This is a genomic window from Campylobacter sp. RM12654, from assembly GCF_020137585.1.
Classification (GTDB): domain Bacteria; phylum Campylobacterota; class Campylobacteria; order Campylobacterales; family Campylobacteraceae; genus Campylobacter_E.
In genome coordinates, this window is the sequence record NZ_JACGAR010000003.1 from 100,242 (window position 1) to 121,035 (window position 20,794).

The 20,794-nt window shown below is 26.7% G+C and carries 21 protein-coding genes and 1 tRNA gene; 2 read left to right on the forward strand and 20 right to left on the reverse strand.

The features are described 5' to 3' along the window. Positions 1–7: 7 nt before the first annotated feature. The 19 genes from AVBRAN12654_RS01860 to rpmH all read right to left on the reverse strand — a co-directional run bounded on the left by AVBRAN12654_RS01860 (position 8) and on the right by rpmH (position 17,897). Complete coding sequence (locus AVBRAN12654_RS01860; RefSeq protein WP_336613825.1) at positions 8–1,321, reverse strand: oligopeptide:H+ symporter; 1,314 nt, start codon at positions 1,319–1,321, stop codon at positions 8–10. Positions 1,322–1,385: 64 nt separating this feature from the next. Continuing rightward, positions 1,386–1,462, reverse strand: a tRNA-Ile gene (locus AVBRAN12654_RS01865). Between the two features lie 152 nt (positions 1,463–1,614). Next, positions 1,615–2,727, reverse strand: a complete 1,113-nt coding sequence (gene ald / locus AVBRAN12654_RS01870) for an alanine dehydrogenase (RefSeq protein WP_214116534.1) — start codon at positions 2,725–2,727, stop codon at positions 1,615–1,617. A gap of 98 nt (positions 2,728–2,825) precedes the next feature. Next, entirely contained in the window at positions 2,826–3,398 is a 573-nt protein-coding gene (locus AVBRAN12654_RS01875; protein ID WP_336613826.1) for a manganese efflux pump MntP, read from the reverse strand. Beyond that, on the reverse strand, positions 3,376–5,970 hold the full coding sequence (gyrA, locus tag AVBRAN12654_RS01880) for a DNA gyrase subunit A (protein WP_336613827.1): 2,595 nt from the start codon (positions 5,968–5,970) through the stop codon (positions 3,376–3,378). Before gyrA ends, AVBRAN12654_RS01875 begins: the two co-directional genes overlap by 23 nt. 38 nt (positions 5,971–6,008) lie before the next feature. Continuing rightward, positions 6,009–6,572, reverse strand: a complete 564-nt coding sequence (locus AVBRAN12654_RS01885) for a ComF family protein (protein ID WP_214150330.1) — start codon at positions 6,570–6,572, stop codon at positions 6,009–6,011. 7 nt (positions 6,573–6,579) lie between these two features. Then, on the reverse strand, positions 6,580–6,879 hold the full coding sequence (locus AVBRAN12654_RS01890) for a thiamine-binding protein (protein ID WP_214116528.1): 300 nt from the start codon (positions 6,877–6,879) through the stop codon (positions 6,580–6,582). 10 nt (positions 6,880–6,889) lie between these two features. Next, complete coding sequence (locus AVBRAN12654_RS01895; RefSeq protein ID WP_336613828.1) at positions 6,890–7,537, reverse strand: nitroreductase family protein; 648 nt, start codon at positions 7,535–7,537, stop codon at positions 6,890–6,892. Further along, positions 7,527–8,123, reverse strand: coding sequence for a LysE family transporter (locus tag AVBRAN12654_RS01900; RefSeq protein ID WP_336608497.1), 597 nt, complete (start codon positions 8,121–8,123; stop codon positions 7,527–7,529). Before AVBRAN12654_RS01900 ends, AVBRAN12654_RS01895 begins: the two co-directional genes overlap by 11 nt. Continuing rightward, on the reverse strand, positions 8,116–10,209 hold the full coding sequence (locus tag AVBRAN12654_RS01905; RefSeq protein ID WP_336612244.1) for a polyribonucleotide nucleotidyltransferase: 2,094 nt from the start codon (positions 10,207–10,209) through the stop codon (positions 8,116–8,118). The genes AVBRAN12654_RS01900 and AVBRAN12654_RS01905 overlap by 8 nt, the downstream gene beginning before the upstream one ends. Then, positions 10,193–10,870, reverse strand: coding sequence for a sodium:proton antiporter (locus AVBRAN12654_RS01910; RefSeq protein ID WP_214116520.1), 678 nt, complete (start codon positions 10,868–10,870; stop codon positions 10,193–10,195). The genes AVBRAN12654_RS01905 and AVBRAN12654_RS01910 overlap by 17 nt, the downstream gene beginning before the upstream one ends. Then, the gene (locus tag AVBRAN12654_RS01915; RefSeq protein WP_336612243.1) at positions 10,860–12,902 is read right to left on the reverse strand and encodes an LPS-assembly protein LptD; all 2,043 of its coding nucleotides are present in this window, start codon (positions 12,900–12,902) and stop codon (positions 10,860–10,862) included. The genes AVBRAN12654_RS01910 and AVBRAN12654_RS01915 overlap by 11 nt, the downstream gene beginning before the upstream one ends. Further along, complete coding sequence (locus AVBRAN12654_RS01920; RefSeq protein ID WP_336613829.1) at positions 12,895–13,383, reverse strand: RDD family protein; 489 nt, start codon at positions 13,381–13,383, stop codon at positions 12,895–12,897. Before AVBRAN12654_RS01920 ends, AVBRAN12654_RS01915 begins: the two co-directional genes overlap by 8 nt. Positions 13,384–13,604: 221 nt before the next feature. After that, the gene (gene mnmE / locus AVBRAN12654_RS01925) at positions 13,605–14,930 is read right to left on the reverse strand and encodes a tRNA uridine-5-carboxymethylaminomethyl(34) synthesis GTPase MnmE (protein ID WP_214120381.1); all 1,326 of its coding nucleotides are present in this window, start codon (positions 14,928–14,930) and stop codon (positions 13,605–13,607) included. Then, positions 14,927–15,556, reverse strand: coding sequence for a Jag N-terminal domain-containing protein (locus AVBRAN12654_RS01930; RefSeq protein ID WP_214116505.1), 630 nt, complete (start codon positions 15,554–15,556; stop codon positions 14,927–14,929). Before AVBRAN12654_RS01930 ends, mnmE begins: the two co-directional genes overlap by 4 nt. After that, positions 15,543–17,090: a membrane protein insertase YidC gene (yidC, locus tag AVBRAN12654_RS01935; RefSeq protein ID WP_214120382.1), complete on the reverse strand. Its 1,548-nt coding sequence runs from the start codon at positions 17,088–17,090 to the stop codon at positions 15,543–15,545. Before yidC ends, AVBRAN12654_RS01930 begins: the two co-directional genes overlap by 14 nt. A gap of 9 nt (positions 17,091–17,099) precedes the next feature. Then, a complete protein-coding gene (gene yidD, locus AVBRAN12654_RS01940; protein WP_214116501.1) occupies positions 17,100–17,432 on the reverse strand; it encodes a membrane protein insertion efficiency factor YidD in 333 nt (110 codons plus the stop codon). 1 nt (position 17,433) lies between these two features. Continuing rightward, positions 17,434–17,772 (reverse strand): ribonuclease P protein component, encoded by a 339-nt coding sequence (gene rnpA / locus AVBRAN12654_RS01945; RefSeq protein WP_275592001.1) that lies wholly within the window; start codon positions 17,770–17,772, stop codon positions 17,434–17,436. Next, positions 17,760–17,897, reverse strand: a complete 138-nt coding sequence (gene rpmH, locus AVBRAN12654_RS01950) for a 50S ribosomal protein L34 (RefSeq protein WP_214116499.1) — start codon at positions 17,895–17,897, stop codon at positions 17,760–17,762. Before rpmH ends, rnpA begins: the two co-directional genes overlap by 13 nt. An 88-nt stretch (positions 17,898–17,985) precedes the next feature. On the opposite strand from rpmH, the gene AVBRAN12654_RS01955 reads away from it, so the two are divergent. Both AVBRAN12654_RS01955 and AVBRAN12654_RS01960 read left to right on the forward strand, forming a co-directional pair. Next, complete coding sequence (locus AVBRAN12654_RS01955) at positions 17,986–18,546, forward strand: uracil-DNA glycosylase family protein (protein ID WP_214116498.1); 561 nt, start codon at positions 17,986–17,988, stop codon at positions 18,544–18,546. A 2-nt stretch (positions 18,547–18,548) separates the two neighbouring features. After that, on the forward strand, positions 18,549–19,730 hold the full coding sequence (locus tag AVBRAN12654_RS01960; RefSeq protein WP_214116496.1) for a hypothetical protein: 1,182 nt from the start codon (positions 18,549–18,551) through the stop codon (positions 19,728–19,730). Between the two features lie 34 nt (positions 19,731–19,764). Here the strand turns inward: AVBRAN12654_RS01960 and AVBRAN12654_RS01965 are convergent, their stop codons facing one another. Next, a complete protein-coding gene (locus tag AVBRAN12654_RS01965) occupies positions 19,765–20,793 on the reverse strand; it encodes an aspartate-semialdehyde dehydrogenase (protein WP_214116494.1) in 1,029 nt (342 codons plus the stop codon). Position 20,794 lies beyond the last annotated feature (1 nt).

Here is a 20,794-nt window from a genome sequence, read left to right on the forward strand (position 1 = left end):
ATTATAGTTATACTTTTAAGTATTTATATGCAAATAACATTAGTAATGCTAAAAATAATACAAAAAATCCTTGCATACTAAAATACAATTCATAACTAATATTATCAATATATTTTGCAATAATTCCTTCAATTCCTTGTGCAGCACCAGAACATAAAAACCAAATTCCCATAGTGCTTGAATTAAATCCACTTGGAGTTAATTTTGATACTATGCTAAGTCCTAAAACCCCTATACTTGTTTGAGAAATACCCAACATAAAATAAGTAATTAATATATATATTGGATTAATAAAATCATCTTTGCTAAGCATTCCTAAAACAATAAATGAACTAGCAGCAATAATCATAGCAGCTGGTATAATTAATGCTTCATTAATTGAGCTTTTTTTACTTATAAAACTTAAAAGCATACTTGTAAAAATACTGACTAAAAACATAAAAGCTAAATACCAACTAGCTGGAATTTGATAATTTAAAATACTAAAAGAAACCTTACTTTTAATTAAAATATTTAAAGTATTAAAGCTTTGAAAAATCAACATATAAAAAAACACAGCAGCTATTAAATAAAAAGCTAATTTTTTAAAATTATTTTTTGTTGGTATTTTTCTATAAATAAAAATATAAAAAATTATTAAAATTAAAATTGAAAAAATACTTATAATTTTACTAACAATCAAAAGTTCTTGAGTAGCTAAGAATGCAATAAATAAAAATATCAAAATAAGCATAGTTATATTATTTTTAAAAAAATCATATTTTATAGGTTCGCTAGATATATATTTTGAATTATAAAAAAATACTAAAATAGCACAAAATACACTAAAAAATGATATGAAAAATGCTAAATTATAAGAATGTAGTATTAAAAGACCAGCACTAATTTGCCCCAAAAAACATCCTATATTTACAAAAATATAAAACATACTAAATACATACTCGCTATCATTAGGATAACTTTTAGATAACAAACTTGTAATATTTGACTTGATTAATACGCTACCAAAAATAATGCAAAAAAGAGATATTGTTAATAAATCAAAAGTTAAACACAAATACCCTAAAGTAAGAAAAATAATTCCTAAAATTACACATCTTTTTGCACCTAAGCAAAAATCACTTAAATATGCTCCAAATATACCAAAAGCATAAATAGCAGCACCCAAACTTGCACTTATTGCACTAGCTTCACCTTTAGAAAAAGAAAATGTATCCATTAAATAAAATACAAAAATACCTAAAAAGCCTAAAAAGGCAAATCTTTCTAGGGCTTCTATGTAACATATTGGTAATAGTGGTTTTAACTTATTTTTTGACATCGTTTTCTCCTAAAGAAAATCTTGAAGCCTAAGAAAGATTTAATTCTATTAAATTTAAAGGAGGTGGTGGATTTACCAGGACTCGAACCTGGGACCAACCGGTTATGAGCCGGTTGCTCTAACCAACTGAGCTATAAATCCTCCGTGATTAAAAGCTGTTATTATATATTTAAAAACTTAAAAAATACTTAAATAATAAAATTTTTATCTTTTTTATAGGCTTTTATTGAATATTACAAAATAACCCATAAAAACCTATAGGCATTTATAAAAAATATAAATGCCTAATCATATTACATAGCAATGAAATTCTTAGGATTAAAATACTCAAGATTAAAGGCATTTGCCACACCTTCGTGAGTGCAGTGTCCTTTATGTGTATTTAAACCATATCTTAAACTTTCAAAACAAGTTATAGCACCAATTACTCCAAGGTTTGCTATTTTAATTCCATAAGGAGTTGTAGCGTTTAATAATGCTAAAGTAGCTGTTTTTGCAACTGCTCCTGGCATATTACCAACTGCATAATGAATTATCCCATCAACTTCATAAATAGGGTTTGTATGAGTTGTTGCACGGCTTGTCTCAAAACAACCGCCTTGATCAATCGCAACATCAACTATAACAGCACCTTTTTTCATATGCTTTAAATGTTTTCTAGATAATAATTTAGGAGTTTTTGCTCCTGGAACTAACGCAGCTCCAATTACTACATCAGCATCTTTTATACTATCTAATATATTTGAAATATTACTATATAAAGTAGTAATCTTACCATTAAATACATGGTCAATATAATCTAGTCTATTAGCATCACGACCTAAAATCACAACTTCAGCTCCCATACCAAAAGCAAGTTGAGCAGCATTAAGCCCTACCATACCACTACCTAAAATTACAACTTTTCCTTTTTTAACACCAGTTAGACCACTAAGCAGCATTCCATTACCACCATAAGTTTTTTCCAAATACTTACAACCTTGAATTACCGCTAAACGACCAGCAATAGCACTCATAGGAGCTAAGCAAGGAAGATTTTTACCTTCTTGAATCGTCTCATAAGCAAATGCTGATATTTCTTTATCTATTAACATTTTTGTAAGTTTTTCATCTGCTGCTAAATGTAAATATGTATATAAAATCTGTCCTTTTTTAAAATACTTATACTCACTTTCAATTGGTTCTTTTACTTTAATAATCATTCCAGCTTTTTCAAAAATTTCTTCTTTAGTTAAAATCTTTGCTCCGGCTTTTATATATTCTTCATCACTTATATCAATACCAGCACCGGCTTTACTTTCTACTAAAACTTCATGTCCATGATTTATATATTCAATAACATCTAAAGGCGTTAAGCCAACTCTATATTCTTGGTCTTTAATTTCTTTTAAACAACCTATAATCATTTATACTCCTTTTGTGATAAAGGAGTATGATATAAAAAAAATAAAAACTTCAAAAGATTTTTTTGAAAAAATTATAAAAAGTGTTACGAATTTACAAGTTATATGTTTTCTAACATATGAACTATTACAATTTTAAACGCCAAAAATAAAAGTAGCAAGCTTCCTATTGGTTGTAAAATTTTTTTATTAACTTTCATTTTGCTTATAAACAAACTAGAAAAACACATAAAAAATGTAACTAAAGCTATTAATACAGAAGAAATAAATAAATTATATTCCAAAGAAAATATCATAAGTCCTGCACCTAAAGCATCAATACTAGTTACTATACTAAGCAAAAACAACGATCCATAACTAATATCAATATTCTCATTTTCATTATCTAAAAATTCTTTAAATAATTTATAAGCTAAAAATGCAAAAACTACAAAAATCAAATAGTGATCAATTGCTTGAATTAACTTCATATATCTTACATTTAGTAAATAAGTTACATAATATCCTAAAATAGGCATTAAAACCTGAAAACAAGCAGATAATATACTAAAAACTAATAATTTTTTTAAAGATTGTTTTTGTAGCACTAAGCAAATACTTAATGCTACAAAAAATGCGTCAATTGCTAAAGAGAAAGCTAAAATAACAATATCAATTATCATCAAATAAGCCATTCTCTTCTTCTAAATTTTCTTCTTCGTCTTCTTCCTTAGGGCATTTTGCAATGCTTACAACCTCATCGCTACCAACATTTACAACAATTACTCCACTTGTATTTCTACCAGCTTTTCTAATGCTTTGCATATCAGTTCTAATCATCTTGCCACTACTTGTAAGCGCCATTAAATCCATAGTATCATCAACAATTACAATGCCTACTAAATCTTTTGTCTTTTGAGTAAGTTTCATACAAATTACGCCCTTACCACCGCGACTTTGTAAGCGATATTCTCCTGCATCAGTTCTTTTTGCGATACCTTTTTGGCTAACACTTAAAATTTCTTGCTCATTACTTTCAATAACCACTGCACCTATTACATAATCTTGCTCTTCTTTAAAGCGAATAGCAGTTACTCCACGAGCTACACGACCAATTTGACGAACTTTTGTAAGTGGGAATTTAATACACATACCCTTTTTAGTAGCTACAAAAATCATAGTTCCACTAATTTGCTCTTCTTGGTTTTCATCTAAAGAATTTTCTTCTTCAACAATTTGAATATTATCATCTTCAATATTTTCACTATTTTCATCAACCAAATCAATATTTTCACTATCATCATTTTGTGCTATTAAAACACTTACTAATTCATCGTTTTCATCAAGATTAATAGCTCTTACACCAACTGAACGGATATTACTATATTCACTTAAATTCGTGCGTTTAATAAGACCATTTTTAGTAAAGAATGCAAGTGATTTTGTCTTAGCAAAATCAGTTGTTGGAATTATTGCCATAATTTTTTCATCTGGTAAAAGATTGATTAGATTTACAACAGCTTTTCCTTTAGCAGTTCTGCTACCTTCAGGAATTTTATAAACTTTCAACCAATATAGTTGTCCTTTATTAGTAACAAACATTAGCGTATCGTGAGAATTTGCAGTAAAGAAACTCTCTATAAAATCATCATCATAAGTAGTAACTGCAACTTTACCTTTACCACCACGCTTTTGTTTTTCATATGATTTTGTAGGAACTCTTTTGATATACCCACGATGAGTAATTGTAATTACCATTGGCTCATTTGGTATTAAATCTTCTACATCAATTTCATCATAATCATCTACTATTTCAGTAATTCTTGGAACTTTAAATTTATTTTTAATTTCTAATAATTCATCGTGAATTATTTCTTCTATTTTTTCTTCGCTTTTTAAGATTGCATTTAATTCTTCAATTTTTGCTAAAAGCTCTCTTAACTCATCTTCTAATTTATCTCTTTCAAGTCCTGTAAGACGGCTAAGTCTCATTTCTAAAATAGCATTAGCTTGTAATTCAGTTAAGCTAAATTTTTCTACTAAAGCATCTCTTGCACTTGCAGTATCTGCACTTGATTTAATTAATGCAATTACTTCATCTATATTATCTAGTGCAATTTTAAGACCTTCTAAGATATGTGCTCTTGCTTTTGCTTTTTCAAGTTCAAAAATAGTTCTTCTAATAATTACGGTTTTTCTATGATTTAAGAATAAATCTAATAGCTCAATTAAAGAAAATACCTTAGGTTCTTTATTGTGAATTGCTAACATTATCACACCAAATGTTGTCTCCATTGTGGTGCTTTTAAATAAATTATTTAGCACAATTTCACTCATAGCATCACGCTTAAGCTCAATTACAAGGCGAATTCCATCTCTATCACTCTCATCTCTTGTCTCGCTTATACCTTCTATTTGCTTTTCTTTTACAAGCTCTGCAATTTGCTCGTGAAGTCTTGCTTTATTTACTTGATAAGGTAACTCATCAATTACTATTAGCTCTTTATTTCCTTTTTGTTCTATATGAGTTTTTGCTCTTACTTTAATTCTACCACGACCTGTTTTATAAGCTTCTATAATGCCTTTTTTACCAAAAATTATCCCACCAGTTGGAAAATCAGGACCTTTTATAAACTGCATTATTTCTTCTAAACTAGCGTTTTTATTCTCAAGTAAATATAAAAGTCCATCTACTAATTCATCTAAACTATGTGGCGGAATATTAGTTGCCATACCAACAGCAATACCACTTGAGCCGTTTAATAATAAATTAGGCACTCTTGAAGGTAAAACATCAGGCTCACTCATACTATCATCATAGTTTGGAACAAAATCAACGGTGTCTTTATCTAAATCTTTTAACAATTCTTCAGCCAAAATTGTCATTCTAGCTTCAGTATAACGCATAGCTGCAGCACCATCTCCATCAACTGAACCAAAGTTTCCTTGACCATCAATACTTGGGTATCTCATTGAAAAGCTTTGTGCCATTCTTACTAAAGCATCATAAACAGCAGTATCTCCGTGCGGATGGTATTTACCGATTACATCACCCACTATACGAGCTGATTTTTTATAAGCACTTTTTGAACCTACTCCTAAATCATTCATTGCATAAAGAATTCTTCTATGAACCGGCTTTAATCCATCTCTTGCATCAGGTAAGGCACGGCCTATAATTACTGACATAGAATAATCAAGATAGCTTGTTTTTATACTATCTTCAATATCTACAATAGTAATTTCACTATTATCAAATAAATTCATTGTTTTCCTTTAAGTAAAGATTTTTTTATACTAGCAAACTAAACTTTCGCATCGGCTAATACGACTGCAAAAAGAACCTTAATTTTAGCTTTTTTAAGCACTGAATTCGCTTGTTTTAAAGACTCGCCTGAAGTGATAATATCATCTACTAAAATTACAGGTAAATCCAAGGTCTTTTGCAATTCATATTTTCTTTTATTTTTCTTTCTAAACGAAAGACTTTTACCTTTATAAATAATCTTATTTTTTGCTTTAATTGCGTTATATAATGGAATAATATTTTTTGATTTCATATTTTTAATAAGTATTGCTGTATGAGAATACCCGCTAGAGCAATCATCATCTAAGCCTATAGCATAAGCTAATTCATTATCAAAATGAAATCTTTTATAAGAATAAGATGCGAGTTTATTTAATATAAAATATCCACTAATAAAATGCTTGTGATTTAATAATTTTTTAATTTTAGAATATTTATAAAAGCTAATTACTTCTAAACCATCATCTAAAATTCTTCTTTTACATTCAAGTAATTTAAATTCTTTTTCACAAGTTTTACAAAAAATCTTAAATGTAGGCTTAGAGCAATTATAACATAGCATAAAGATTTTATTCTTTATCTTTTAGACGCTTTTTAACCGATTTTACCTTATATTTTAGATTATCATTTCTACTTTTGTGAATGTCAAATTTGGCTACTAAATAAACTCTATCTTTATTAATTAATTTATTTGCTTTATTTAAAATTTTTAAAGCACTTTTTAAATCATCAGTTTCTACGCTAGTTCCCATTGCACCTAATTTGTGTTTTATATTTTTCTTTCTTAAATACTCAATAATTGGTGCTATTTCTTCACTTTTACTATCATCGCTCATAGAAAAAATACAAAAATCCATTGTAACACTCATTTTTTCTCCTTTAAATAAATTTAATTATTTCTTCGTTACTTGCTCTAGTAGTTTTAAAATCATTTACATTATCGCTACTTTTTTTACCTATTGCAATGCCACATATAATTTTGCCTTCAACCCCATTTTCTCTAATAGTATCGCAATATTCAGCAATACTACCTAAAACACAAGTGCTAAATCCTAAATATGTAGCCGCATTCAAAAAATTAGCTAGAAAAATACCACAATCTAACAAAGAGCCTTCGTTTAAACCATTATCAATATGTAAAATTGCTAGATTTTTAGCATTAAAGAATTTAAAATTCTTATGCCATTGCTCTAACCTTTTTTCTTTCTCATCTCGCTTTATATTAAGTGCTTCATAAAGCTTAATTCCTGTCTGAAATCTTCTGCTCTTATAAGGTTCAAACCAAATATCAGGATATAATTTTATATCTTGGCTTTTTAAATTATTTTTTACAGCATTTAATAAATCATCGCTTAATTTAGCAAGGCTTTTACCACTAAAAAAGCTTAGTTTTGCTGGTTGCATATTTGTTGCACTAGGGCTTAATTTTGCAAGTTCTACTATATTAATTAATTCATCTTTACTTAATTCATAGTCAATAAAATCTCTACAAGAAAATCTATTATCCAAACATTCCTTAAAAGTCATAAAATCTCCTTAAAACAAGCATAATCGCAAAATATTCTAAAATAAAAGCAGAAATTATATTAATAATCTTTAGCACTTTTATACTAAATAAATTTGTATATTTATATACAAAAAACGAAAGCGAAAATATCCAAATAAGTATGCTAACGCTAAGTCCTAAAAATAAATATATAGGATTTTGTTTAGTGCTTAGCATAGTTGCAACGCTAAGCCAAAATGTGATTACATAAGGATTTGCTAGATTTAGTAAAAATCCTTTAATAAAATTACTAAATATATTTGTATTTTCTAAATTCTTATGAAGATTTATATCTTTTACTGGCTTTAGCATTAAAAATGCTAAATAACTTAAAAATATAAAGCCAAAAATACTTAAAATATTTAAAAATAAATCATTTTTAATAAATTCTAAAACGCTAAAGCTTAATAATGATAAATAAAGTAAATCAGCAACAAAAGCACCAAAACCTAAAGAAAAAGCATTCTTAAAAGATTTTAGTGCATAACTTAAAATTAGAATATTAACAGGACCAAAAGGAACGCAAACTCCAAGTCCTAATAATATCCCATCAAATAAATCATTCATCTGCTAAACTAAGTCCTACTTTTCCATCTTTAATTTCACTAACTATTACTTCTAGCGTTTCGCCCTCATTAAAGCTTTTACCCTTAATTTTATTAGAATGTAATAATCCATCAATGCCGTCTTGCAAGGTTACAAATACTCCAAAATTAGCTACTTTTTTAACAACACCACTAAATCTAGTTCCTATTTCAAATTCTACTTTAGGAGCTTGTTTTTTGCCTTTAGATTTTGGTTTTAACACTTCATTTAATATATATTCTTTAGCTTCTTTTACTAATTTTCCACTAATTTTTACTTCATTTTTATCTCTATCTAAATCTATGCTAACGCCAAATTTATCTATGATTTCTTTAATAGTTTTACCACCTTGACCAATAATTTCTGGAATATCATTAGCACTTACGCTAAATATTTCTAATTTAGGTAAAATTTCTTCATTAATAACAATCTTAGAATTTGCTTCTTCCATTAAATTAAGAATATGAATTCTTCCTTTTCTAGCAGCTTCTAAAGCTTGGGTTAATATTTCAGTGCTAACCCCACCTAATTTTATATCCATTTGCATAGCAGTTATTCCATCAACACTACCTGCTACTTTAAAATCCATATCCCCATCGTGATCTTCTAAGCCCATAATATCAGTTAATACAGCATATTCATTATCTTCAATTATAAGCCCCATAGCAACTCCAGCTACTAGTTTTTTACTAGGAACTGCTGCAGCACGAAGAGCTAATGAGCCACCACAAACACTAGCCATTGAGCTACTTCCATTGCTTTCTAATATTTCTGAAACTATTCTAATAGTGTGAGCATAATCTTTACTAACTGAAGAACTTAAAGCTCTTTTTGCTAGATTTCCGTGTCCTAATTCTCTTCTTGAAGGTGCTTTTAAAGGACTTGCTTCGCCTACACAAAAACCAGGAAAATTATAATTAAACATAAATCTTTCATAGGTAGTTGATTTATTATTTAATAATTCAATTGCTTGAGCGTCATTGTCGCTACCTAAAGTACAAACCACTAATGCTTGAGTTTGACCCCTTGTAAATAAACAAGAGCCGTGCGCATTTGGTAAAATATTAGTCAATATACTAATAGGACGAACCTCATCTAAAGCTCTCCCATCAGCTCTTGTTTTTTCTTTTAAGATTTGCTTTCTTACTATATGTTTTTTAATACGATTTAATTCATAATCAAGTTCAGCTTCACTCCAATTATTATTTATAAATTCTTCATCTAAAACAACTTTTTTTGCAATAGCTTTAAGCTCACTTGCCCTTTCGCTTTTAGCCATTTTATTAATTGCAAATTTTATATCTTCTAAATAGTTTTTTTCTAAATATTCATATACTGCTAGATTTTCGCTATCAGCTTTATAGTTAAACTCATAAGATTTTTTATATTCTTTAAAAGTATTATAAAAATCATTACTTATATTTAAAATACTACCTTTTGCAAATTCTAAAGCTTGTAATAACTCACTCTCACTCATCTCATTCATTGAATTATTAGTCTCATTTGCTTTCATTTCTATCATTAATAATTCATCTTTAAGGCCACTTACAAACAAATCAAGACTTGAAAGTTCTAAAGAATTTAAATCAGGATTTAGAACAAAACCATTTTCATCCTTAGCAACCCTAACCCCAACTGCTGGATATACAATTTCAATATCACTTAAAAATAAAGCCGCACTTGCTGCATAAAGTGCAAGTGGCTGAATATCAACATTTTCTTCAACCGAAAGAAGCATAACTACAATATGAGTTGGGTGTAAATAACCCTTAGGAAATAATGGGCGTAATGTTCTATCAATTATTCTTGAAGTTAAAGTCTCATAATCACTTGGTTTTGTTTCTCTTTTCACAAAACCGCCTGGAATTTTACCTGCTGCATAAGTTTTTTCTACATAACTAACGGTTAATGGTAAAAAATCTTCACTAACACACTCATCTTCTCTAGCAACACTTGCTAACATAACCGTTTTACCACAAGTCATTAAAACACTTGCATTTGCTTGTTTGGCAACTAAATCAAGTTCAAATACTAATTCTTTATCGTTAATCTTAATTATTTTTTTCATTTATCTCCTTTTGATATGGCAAATAATAATTGCTCGTTTCTAAAATCTCACACGCATATTCACTTGATATTTCAAGTGGTTGCTTGTAGTAATAATCTTTATCTATAAAATGTTCTATTTTTTCTAAATAATAAACTTTATCAAATAAATCATTATAATAATTATAAGCATCAGCAGCTACTAAAGCACTTGCATATTTTATACTTCTAACGCCTAAACCCAATAAACTTTTATGACATACATTAATAGTTAAACCGCTGTTTGAACCTTGGTCTAACAATAAAATATCCTTACCTTTAAGATTGCTAAGTGGTAAAGACTTTCTATATTTTGCAATTTTACCCATAATTGATTCATCATAAAGCACAGTACTCATTGATAAAATATATTCTTGAGTTATGGAAAAAGCTTCAATTAATTCTTGAATACATACTATATCTCTTGTTTCACTAATTTTTGCTATCTGACATTCATTATTTGGGGCATATATGCCTTTGTTAAAAAGCATATCATAATATAAATTAAGTTCACTTGCAATAGTCTCAATAAAAGGAATATTTTTAATACTATTTCCTATAATTATATGTCCTTCTAATTCTTTATATTGCAATAATTTTTCACTAAATTTATTAGCAGCTTGTAAAGGATTGTCAAAAATCATAAGTATCATCACCTCGTAAAGCAAAATTATATCTTACACCGCCTATTGGATAAAGATTGAATTTCAAATAAACTCCCCTATCTCTTACAGATTTTACACCCATTTGAGTAAGTTTAGCTGTTGTGCTTTCTTTAAATTCTAAAGAATAATTTATACATCTTTTTTTATGAGTAAAACCTATACTATAGTTTTCAAATTTCTTGCTATTTAAATTAAACCAAGCTTGAGAATATATTATGTTATAAGGCATAAATTCATATTGAAATTTACTAGTTAAAAATCTATCATAAGGCTTATTTTTCATAAGAAGCTCATCAATTTTATTATAATAAAATCCAGAACTTATTTTAAATGGCTGGGTTGTATATACGCCTTCTATAAAAAATCTATCAATATTAGAATTTTTAAACGAATACTCCGTAGTATTATTAATATTAAAATTATTATTAAAATAATACTTAAACTGATTGCTTAAAATATTAAACTTAGAATCTTCTGTCCTAAGCGTTAAAGAATGCTTAAGTTTTTTATCATTATCGCTAAAAATTATTTGAGATAACTCAATATTAAAGGTTAAATCATCATAAGTATTTGGTATGAAAAATTCATTTTCTATTTCTTTTGAACCAGTCCTAAGACTAGCACCAAAACCAAAATTAATATTATGCAATATATAATCATACTTTCTAAATAAATTAGTATATATAAAAGCACTATGAGTAGAATTAAAATTATAATCATCTCTTCTACTATAATTATTATAAAAGTTAAGTCCTAATTCAAATTCTTCATTTAAAACAAAGTTAATATAATCATTAAATAAGCTTTTATTAAACTCAATTGGAACATAAAAATGAAATCTATTTAATGTGCTACCTTCTCTTCTATAAAAATTGCTATATGAAAAATCTGCTTTATAGTTAATATGATTATCAAATAAAGTATCATAAAATCTATGATAATGTAGATTTGGAATTTCTTGTAAAGTATAATCTTGATTAATACTTGAAGTGTCTTGATAATATTTAGCATATAAACCGAAATAATCTTTATTATCTGTATAAAAATAATTAAATTTTGAAGTTATTATGGCTTCATCATTATTATCTAAAAAACTAGATAAATTCAAATAATCAATATCACTAATTCTTAAAAAGTCTAAATATAATCCTTCTTGATTTTTGTTATTTGTATTAAAGATTTTATCTCTTTCATAGTGCATATTAAATCCATAATGCTCGCCAAATTTCAATTCTTCTTTATTAAAATAACTATTAAATTCTTTAAAATACCCAACTCCTATATTTCCTTTAGAATAAGGGCTATCAACAAAACGAAAATTAGAATAAATTCCATAACCCCTATTTGTTCTAATTTGTGGTCTTAATTCTAAATCCATTCTATGATTAATCGCCCAAAAAAATGGTTGCTCATAATGAATAGCTTCTTTGCTTTTTATTGATAATTTAGGAACCAAAAAACCAGTTTTTCTACTATCATCTGTATTAATAGCAAAATATGGCATATAAAAAATTGGTATATTTTTAAATCTTAAAACCATACCTTTTAATACTAAATCTTGAGTTTTAGTATTATAAATACCTTCCTTAAAATCAATACTCCATTCAGGATTTGCAACATCACAAGAACTAACACTTGCATTTTTTACAATAAAATCACCATTTATATAAGAACTATTCTTACTTTTTAACCATACTTCAATAAAAGAATCGCTTATAAAAAAATTATCAAAATTTGCACAAGAATTACCTAAATTAATTTTTGCATAATTTGATATAGTAGTTTGATTATTGTTTATTAAAAATACATCTCCAAATAATTCTAATTCTTTTGTATCTTGATTATATTTACCACTATTTGCTCTTGCAAAATAATTTTCTTTAAACAACAATATATCTTTATTTGAGATTATATAATTATCTTTTTTTATAAACTCATCTGATTGAATTTCAATTTGATTTGAATAAAGTAAGCCAATAAGCAATATCAAATAAGATATTTTTTTAATCAACTTTAATCACCATAGATTTGCTGGCAATATCAGCAAAGTTTCTTCTTGTCTTATTAAAGAATATAGATACAAACAATACCCCATTTATAAAAAATTCACAAAATACAAACACTAAAGCTCTATTTAAAGATTCTGTAAAATTAGGAGTATCAAAATGTTCGCAATTTACAATTTTTGTCTTTGTAATCATATTGCCAAAAGTTGCACCATACATATAAAAAAATATAAGAACATAAAAGAATTTAATAATAAAATATGCTTTTACATAGCTAAATAACAATATATTTAAATTGATATAATCTTCGTTATTTATTAAGGTTCTTATTTTAATTATTTCTTCATCGTTTATAAAATATATCATTAAAATAAAGATAAGAATATAGCAAATTATAAAATCAGCCACAAAAGCAATAAACCTAGCAACAATATCGGCTAGTTGTTTATCTTCTTTTTCAAGCTTTTCTAATATTTTATCATCCATTTAAAACCCTAAACATAAATCCCCAAACAAGCGTTAAATTTCAAGGTCTTGTAACCTAAAAAATAGTGGAAGAAAAGCATTAAAGGCTGCAATTCACAATTACTTGCATCACAGAACACGGTTGCTTAAACTTAATCACATAAAAAAATCTGTTAGACCGAATATATTAAACCCGCGTTGTCTAGGGTAGTGTAATTTTACATAAAAAGCTTAATGAATTTTTACTTACCCAAGCAAAACTCAGAAAACATTGCATCAAACAATTCATCGCTTCCTGTTTTTTTACCAAAAAGAGATAGTTTATTTAAACTTTCATTTAAATAATAAGCACAAATTTCAAGCTCATTAAAATTATCTATAGCTAAATAAATATTCTCACTAGCACTATAAAACGCACTTATTAAATCTGTATTTGTTAAAACCAATTCATTGTCTAATTGAGAATTTAAATAATTTTTTAATTCAAATTCTAAAGCTTTTATATCATTATTTAATGCTGATATTTTAATACCTTCTAAAGTATTTACTTGTGCTAAGTCGCTTTTATTTTGAACTATAAAATATTTTTTACCACTATTTTTAATGTATTCTAAAAGTTTTAATTCATCTTCTAAGCATTCTTTTGATGAATCAATTAAAAACAATACTATATCAGCCTTATTAATAGCCTCATAGCTTCTTTTAATGCCTAATTCTTCTATCAAATCATCACTTTGTCTAATTCCTGCAGTATCAACTAATTTTATTAAATGTCCGTGATAGTTTAAATACTCTTCAATACTATCTCTTGTAGTTCCTGCAATATCACTAACTATTGCTCTATTAAATGATAATAAAGCATTTAATAAAGAGCTTTTACCTACATTTGGTTTTCCAATAATTGCTAGGTTAAATCCTTCTATTAAGCCTCTTTTTTTCTCACTTCTAATTGCAATTGTTTCTAATTCTTTAGCGTTATTAAGTAGTTTTGCTTTAGCATTTTCTAAAATATCTTCAGGCAAATCATCATCAGCATAATCAATTGCGGTTTCTAAATAAGCTAAAGTTTTAATTAACTCATCTTGAGTGTTAGTGATTAATTCTTTAAAAGCTCCATCTATATTCTTAGATATTATTTTTCTTGCATTTTCACTCTTTGCAGCAATTAATTCATTTATTAAAAGTGCTTTTTCTAAACTCATTTTATTGTTTAAGCAAGCTCTTTTGCTAAATTCCCCTGCTCTTGCAAATCTAGCACCTAATTTATTTAAAATCATAAGTATATTTTGTGCGTTTGTAAAACCGCCGTGAATTTGAAACTCTACGCAATCTTCACCAGTAAAAGAAAAAGGGGCTTTAAAATAAATTATAATGCCTTCATCAACAAATTCATTTTCGTAAAATAGTTTAAAAAAGTGAGCATAGCGGGGATTATTTTTTAATTTTTCTGCGTTTTTTTGACTTAATAATTTTGATGCTATTTCTAAAGCTTTTTCCCCGCTTAATCTAATAATACTAATAGCACCATTTCCACTAGCACTAGCAAGCGCTACTATTGTGCTATTCATTGTTTTTTAAATTCTCCATAAATTGCAATGTATCTTCCTAAAGAACTATCTTTTATAACTATATTTTTATGAGAAAATTCTTTTAGTAATTCTTCATATACTAGATTTAATAAACTTGTTTCTAATGGTCTTGTTTGAGCCTTACCCACTTCATCAATTTTTGTCTTTACTTCGCTTAAATGCTTTTCAAGATTTTCTCTTAATTTAGCAAGAACACCACAAATCTCAACTCTTGCGTGAAGATTGTATTTAATGTTTATTAGATGATTTACAATAGTATCTAGTGCTTTGTATTTATGTGCGTCTTTTCCTATTAAACTTTCATAAGAATTTGCAATAAATTCTACATTTACACTATTTTCATTAGCTGGAGTTACCACAACATCTCTTACATCAAAATATTCACTACAAAATAAATTTTTTAAATCTTTTGCAATATCTTCAATAATATTAATTTCAATTTTTTTCTTAACTTTTACTTCAATTATTGCATCTTTTTTAAAAAAACCTAAAAAACCAGCTTTTGGCAATTGAATTATTTCATACTCTAATTCTCTAATAGAGCAATTAGTTTCCTTAATTGCTCTATCAATAGCACCTTCTAGTGTTTTATCAACTATTTGCATTTTTTCCTTCTTTATTAGCAAAAATTTTATTTACAAACCATTGTTGAGCTAGTGAAAATGTATTATTTACACACCAATACAATGTAAGACCTGCTGGGAAATTTATAAAAAATATCACAAATACTAAAGGTAAAAATTTCATAATCTTAGCTTGTGTAGGGTCTTGTATAGTCATAGGAGTTATAACTTGTTGTAAAAACATAGTAGCACCCATATAAATTGGTAAAATATAATAAGGATCATGTATTGCTAAGTCATTAATCCATAAAGCCCAAGGAGCAGCCTTAAGTTCAATAGCATTTAATAATACCCTATAAATTGCAAAAAATATTGGAATTTGAATTAATATTGGTAAACATCCGCCTAATGGATTTGCCTTATGTTTTTTATAAAGCTCCATCATATGCATTTGCATTTTTTGTGGATTACCTTTATATTTTTCTTGAATTTCTTTAATTTTTGGAGCTAAAACTTTTAATTTTTGCATAGAAACCATACTTTTATAAGTTGGATATGTAAGACAAATTCTAACAACTATCGTAAGAATAACAATAGACCAACCCCAATTGCCTACATGTGAATATATAAAACTTAAAAATGCAAACATTGGTTTAGCAATAAAAGTAAACCAACCATATTCAACCACATTTGTAAGTTTTTCATTAACAGCTTCTAAAATTTTATGCTCTTTTGGACCAATATAAGCATTAAATGTATCATTACCACTAGCTACAACATAACCAACTGATAAATCTTTGTGATTTTTAACAACTACCTTAAATGGCTTTTCAAAATTATAAAATGTGCTTGTATAGTATCTATCAGAAAATGCAGCTATTATAGAATCAGTTTCAACTCTTTCATCATTTGATTTTATATCTCCATCTTCATAATCTACTTTAGTATCATCATTTTTGTAAATCATAGCACCATGAACCGTTAAAGTATCTGCTAAAACATTAGGACGCTCACCTGGAGTAATAACATAATCTCTTAATTTATTATCACTAAAAGTAATTTTTACTTGATAAAAACCATTTTCTTTGAATGTTATAATTTTATTAACAATTACACCATTTACATCTTTACTTAAAACTAGCTCTTCACCAATATTTACACTACTTTTATTTGCTTTAAAAGTTGTATTGTTAAATTCTTTATTAAATTCACTATCATAAAAAACCATAGATAAAGGATATAAAGTAGTATTTTTATCAACTAAATTAATAGCCTCATTTGTTTCATTTAAAAATCTTTCATCTTTTAAAATAAAACTACTAATTTCTCCATTTTCATTGATTTGAACATCAAAATGCTCATTATTAACACTAGCAATAATATTATTTGTTTTTATTGCTTTAATATCTCCGATATTTTGAGTTTTTGTTTGTATATTACTAACTTCTTGCTTTTGAATTTGTTGAGTATTAGTAACAACTGGTTTAGGGATTAAAAAATCATAACCTATAAAAAAAACCATAGATAAAACTACAGCAATTATAATCCTTTTTTGTTGAGACATATTATCAAACATATTTTTCCTTTATTTGAATATTACTTTTACTATATAATAAAATTGTTTATCTTTTGGAACAAAAATCATTTTAAGTTTTTTTATCTTATTTTGATGTGTAAAAAGCATAATAGGTTTATGTTTAATTTTAATTATAGGATAATCAAAACCACCTACAAATAATTGATTACATTTTAAAATTCTTAAAGCTGTTAAAAAAAGTGCTTTAAAAAAATTATTATATTGAAGTTGAATAATCGCATATTGAGAGCAAGTTGGATAATATCTACAAGATTTAGGCTTTAAAGGACTTAAAAAATATCTATAAAATTCAACTAATTTAACAGCTAAATACCTAAACATTTTATTCCTTTAAACACCCCAACCTTTTAAGACTCCACTTAATATTCTTTTCTAATTCAAAATAACCTAAATCACTAAAACCTTTTTTTGCTACAAATATGTAATAACCGCTACTTATATTTGGATAAAGTTGTAAAAAAATAGCTCTTATTAATCTTTTGGTTCTATTTCTTACAACAGCACATCCTACTTTTTTACTTGCGATTACTGCAATTTTTTTAACTTCGCTTGGTTCGTGATAAATAACGCAGTTTTTAGCAAACCATTTTGAACCAATTTTATAAAGTCTAGCAAAATCTTTAGAATCATTTATGCTAGAAAATTCCTTTAGATTGCTAATCTTCTTCTACCTTTTGCGCGTCTTGCATTGATTACTTTACGACCATTTTTAGTCTTCATTCTTACACGAAATCCGTGAGTTCTCTTGCGAGGTGTATTGTGTGGTTGATAAGTTCTTTTTGGCATTTTTCTTCCTTAAATAAAAAAATTAAACGCATATTCTATCACAAATAACTTAATTATTTTTAAGTATTTTTGATATAAAATAAATTTTATGGATAAAAATACATATTTACATTACTTAAAATTATTCGGATTTTCCTTTTACAACGATAAGTTAAGCGTTAATAAAAACTACAATATAAAAGATATAAAAAATTGCAAATTATGCAATTTATACAAAAGTAAAAATAATTTTTATACAAATAAAGTAATTAAATCAAATATTTTCATACTAAGCGATATTGGTTTTAATGACAATGATGCTGAATATTTTAATAGTATTTTAAGCAAGAATTTAAATCTTAATTTAAATAATGTATATATTACAAATATAGTAAAATGCTCAAATCAATATAAACAAGAAAATATTTTAAAGTGCTATCAGTATTTTTTAAATGAACTTTTAGAAAGTGAAGCAAATATTATAATTTTATTAGGAGAAAATTTAAAAAATATATTACAATTATCAAATTTTAATATTGGAGATATTATTTTTTATGACTTTTATGGTAAAAAAAGAAAAGTTTTGCTAAATTACAGCTTTAGCTTTATTAAAAAAAATCCAAGTTATGAAAATGATTTTATAAATAACTTAAAAAAAATAAAGGAATAATTATGAAAAAATTATTAACAACAATGTTAATATGCTCAAATCTTATTGCTGCCAAACAAGAATTAGTCAAAATTGAGCCAGCAAAGGTTTTTTATGTTAATTACGAAAAAGAAAAATGCTCTGATGAATGTCTAAAAGACTTATTATACAAAGGTCTTTACATAAGCTATATAACAAGATTTAATTCTAATGATGAAAAACTAAATAACATTTATGTAAAACTTCTTAATGGAATTGAATATATTGATTTACCTAAAAAACAACAATTAAACACAATTAAAATAGCTTTAGTTATACCAGAAAAAGTTGTAAAATCTTATTCTAGTAATATAATTTCTCCTGCACTTGCATATCTTATGAAACAAAATGATAATGTATATATGAAAGTATATTTTACAGGAGATGAAAGTGAAGCTAATATAGCTCCTATCATAAGCCAATTACACGATTATTCACTAATTATTACAGGATTTCAAAAAAACGGCATTAATGTATTAAACAAAAGCATTACAAATATTGCAGTATTTAATCCATTAGCAAAATCTAGTGATTTTGATAATGTAAATTCTAATTTTACATTTGGTAGCATAGATTATCAAGAGCAAGTTGCAAAACTAATAAATATTTCAAATAATAAAATAGCTGTATTTAAAGATGATAGTTTACTAGCAAGTAAAATAACTGATAATATAAGAGAACAAAGCAATATAATTTCTCTTAAAACTATTGAAAAGAAAAATCTAAATGTAAATTCGGCTTTAAGTGATGCTTGGAAATTAAATAATTCTAGCGTATTTTTTAATATACCATTAGTAAAAACAACTCTTTTGGCAACACAAATAAGAGCTTTAAGTATTAGACCGAATAAATATTTAAGCACTCAAATTAATTATCATCCAATGTTTTTAAACCTAAGCCAAGAAAACGAAAGGTCTATGTTTTATTTTGCTAATTCAATAGGCGAAATTGATGAAGAAATAGAGTATATAAATGATTTATTAGGGCAAAAAATAGCTTATAACTGGATAGCTTATTCAACTAGCGTTGGATTAGATTACTACTATCACGAGCTATATTCAAACAAAAAAGATAGATTATTTAAAGATAATTTTATAGGTAATTCAATACATTTTAATGTAAGAATTATGAATGCTAAACAATCAAAATTTAGCGAACAAAAATAAAACTAAGAATTTAAATTCTTAGTTTTAAGTAATTTTATAAAGATAATAAAGCAATTCTTACTGCGTTAGTTGCTGCTCCAACACGAATTTGATCAGCTACACACCATAAATGTAAAATCTTAGGGTTATTTAAATCAACTCTAATTCTACCAACATAAGTTTCATTTGTATTGCTTGTAAATAAAGGCATTGGATAGCGTAATTCTTCATTTTCACTATCTTCATTATGTGCTTTTGTATTTGGATTATCCATCAATACAACGCTTGGAGCTTTACTTAAAATCTCTCTTACTTTTGTTAAATCTACATTATTTTTAAAAGTAATTGTAATACTTTCGCTATGACTTCTAAGCACTGGCACTCTAACGCAAGTAGCACTAATTTGCATTTTTTTATTCATAATTTTTTGAGTTTCATTTACCATTTTTAGCTCTTCTTTTGTATAGCCACTATCAGTAAATACATCAATTTGAGGAATTAGATTTAATGCTAGTTGATAAGTAAATTTTGATGGTTTAATTTCTTCAAAAGCAAATACTTTTTGAAGACCTTCCATAAGCTCACTCATACCTAAATTCCCTGCTCCACTTGCCGCTTGATAAGTGCTAACATCAACTCTTTCTATATCAAATACATCATCAAGTGGTTTTAATACTTGCACCATTTGAATGGTTGAGCAATTTGGATTTGCAATTATTCCTTTATGTTTTTCAAAATCACCAGGATTACATTCAGGCACTATTAAAGGCACATCATTCATCATTCTAAAATAACTTGTATTATCAATAACCAAAGCACCTTTATTTGCTGCAATTTTTGCATATTTTTCACTTATACTTCCACCCGCACAAAAGAATGCTATATCAACATCTTCTTCATCAAAACTATGCTCATCTAATTCTTCTATAACATAAGTTTCATCACGCCATACAATCTCTTTACCAGCACTATTTTTACTAGCTAACAATCTTAGTTCTTTTACTGGAAAATTGTATTCATTTAATACATTTAATATTTCTTCGCCTACAGCACCTGTTGCACCAATGATTGCAATATTTTTCATT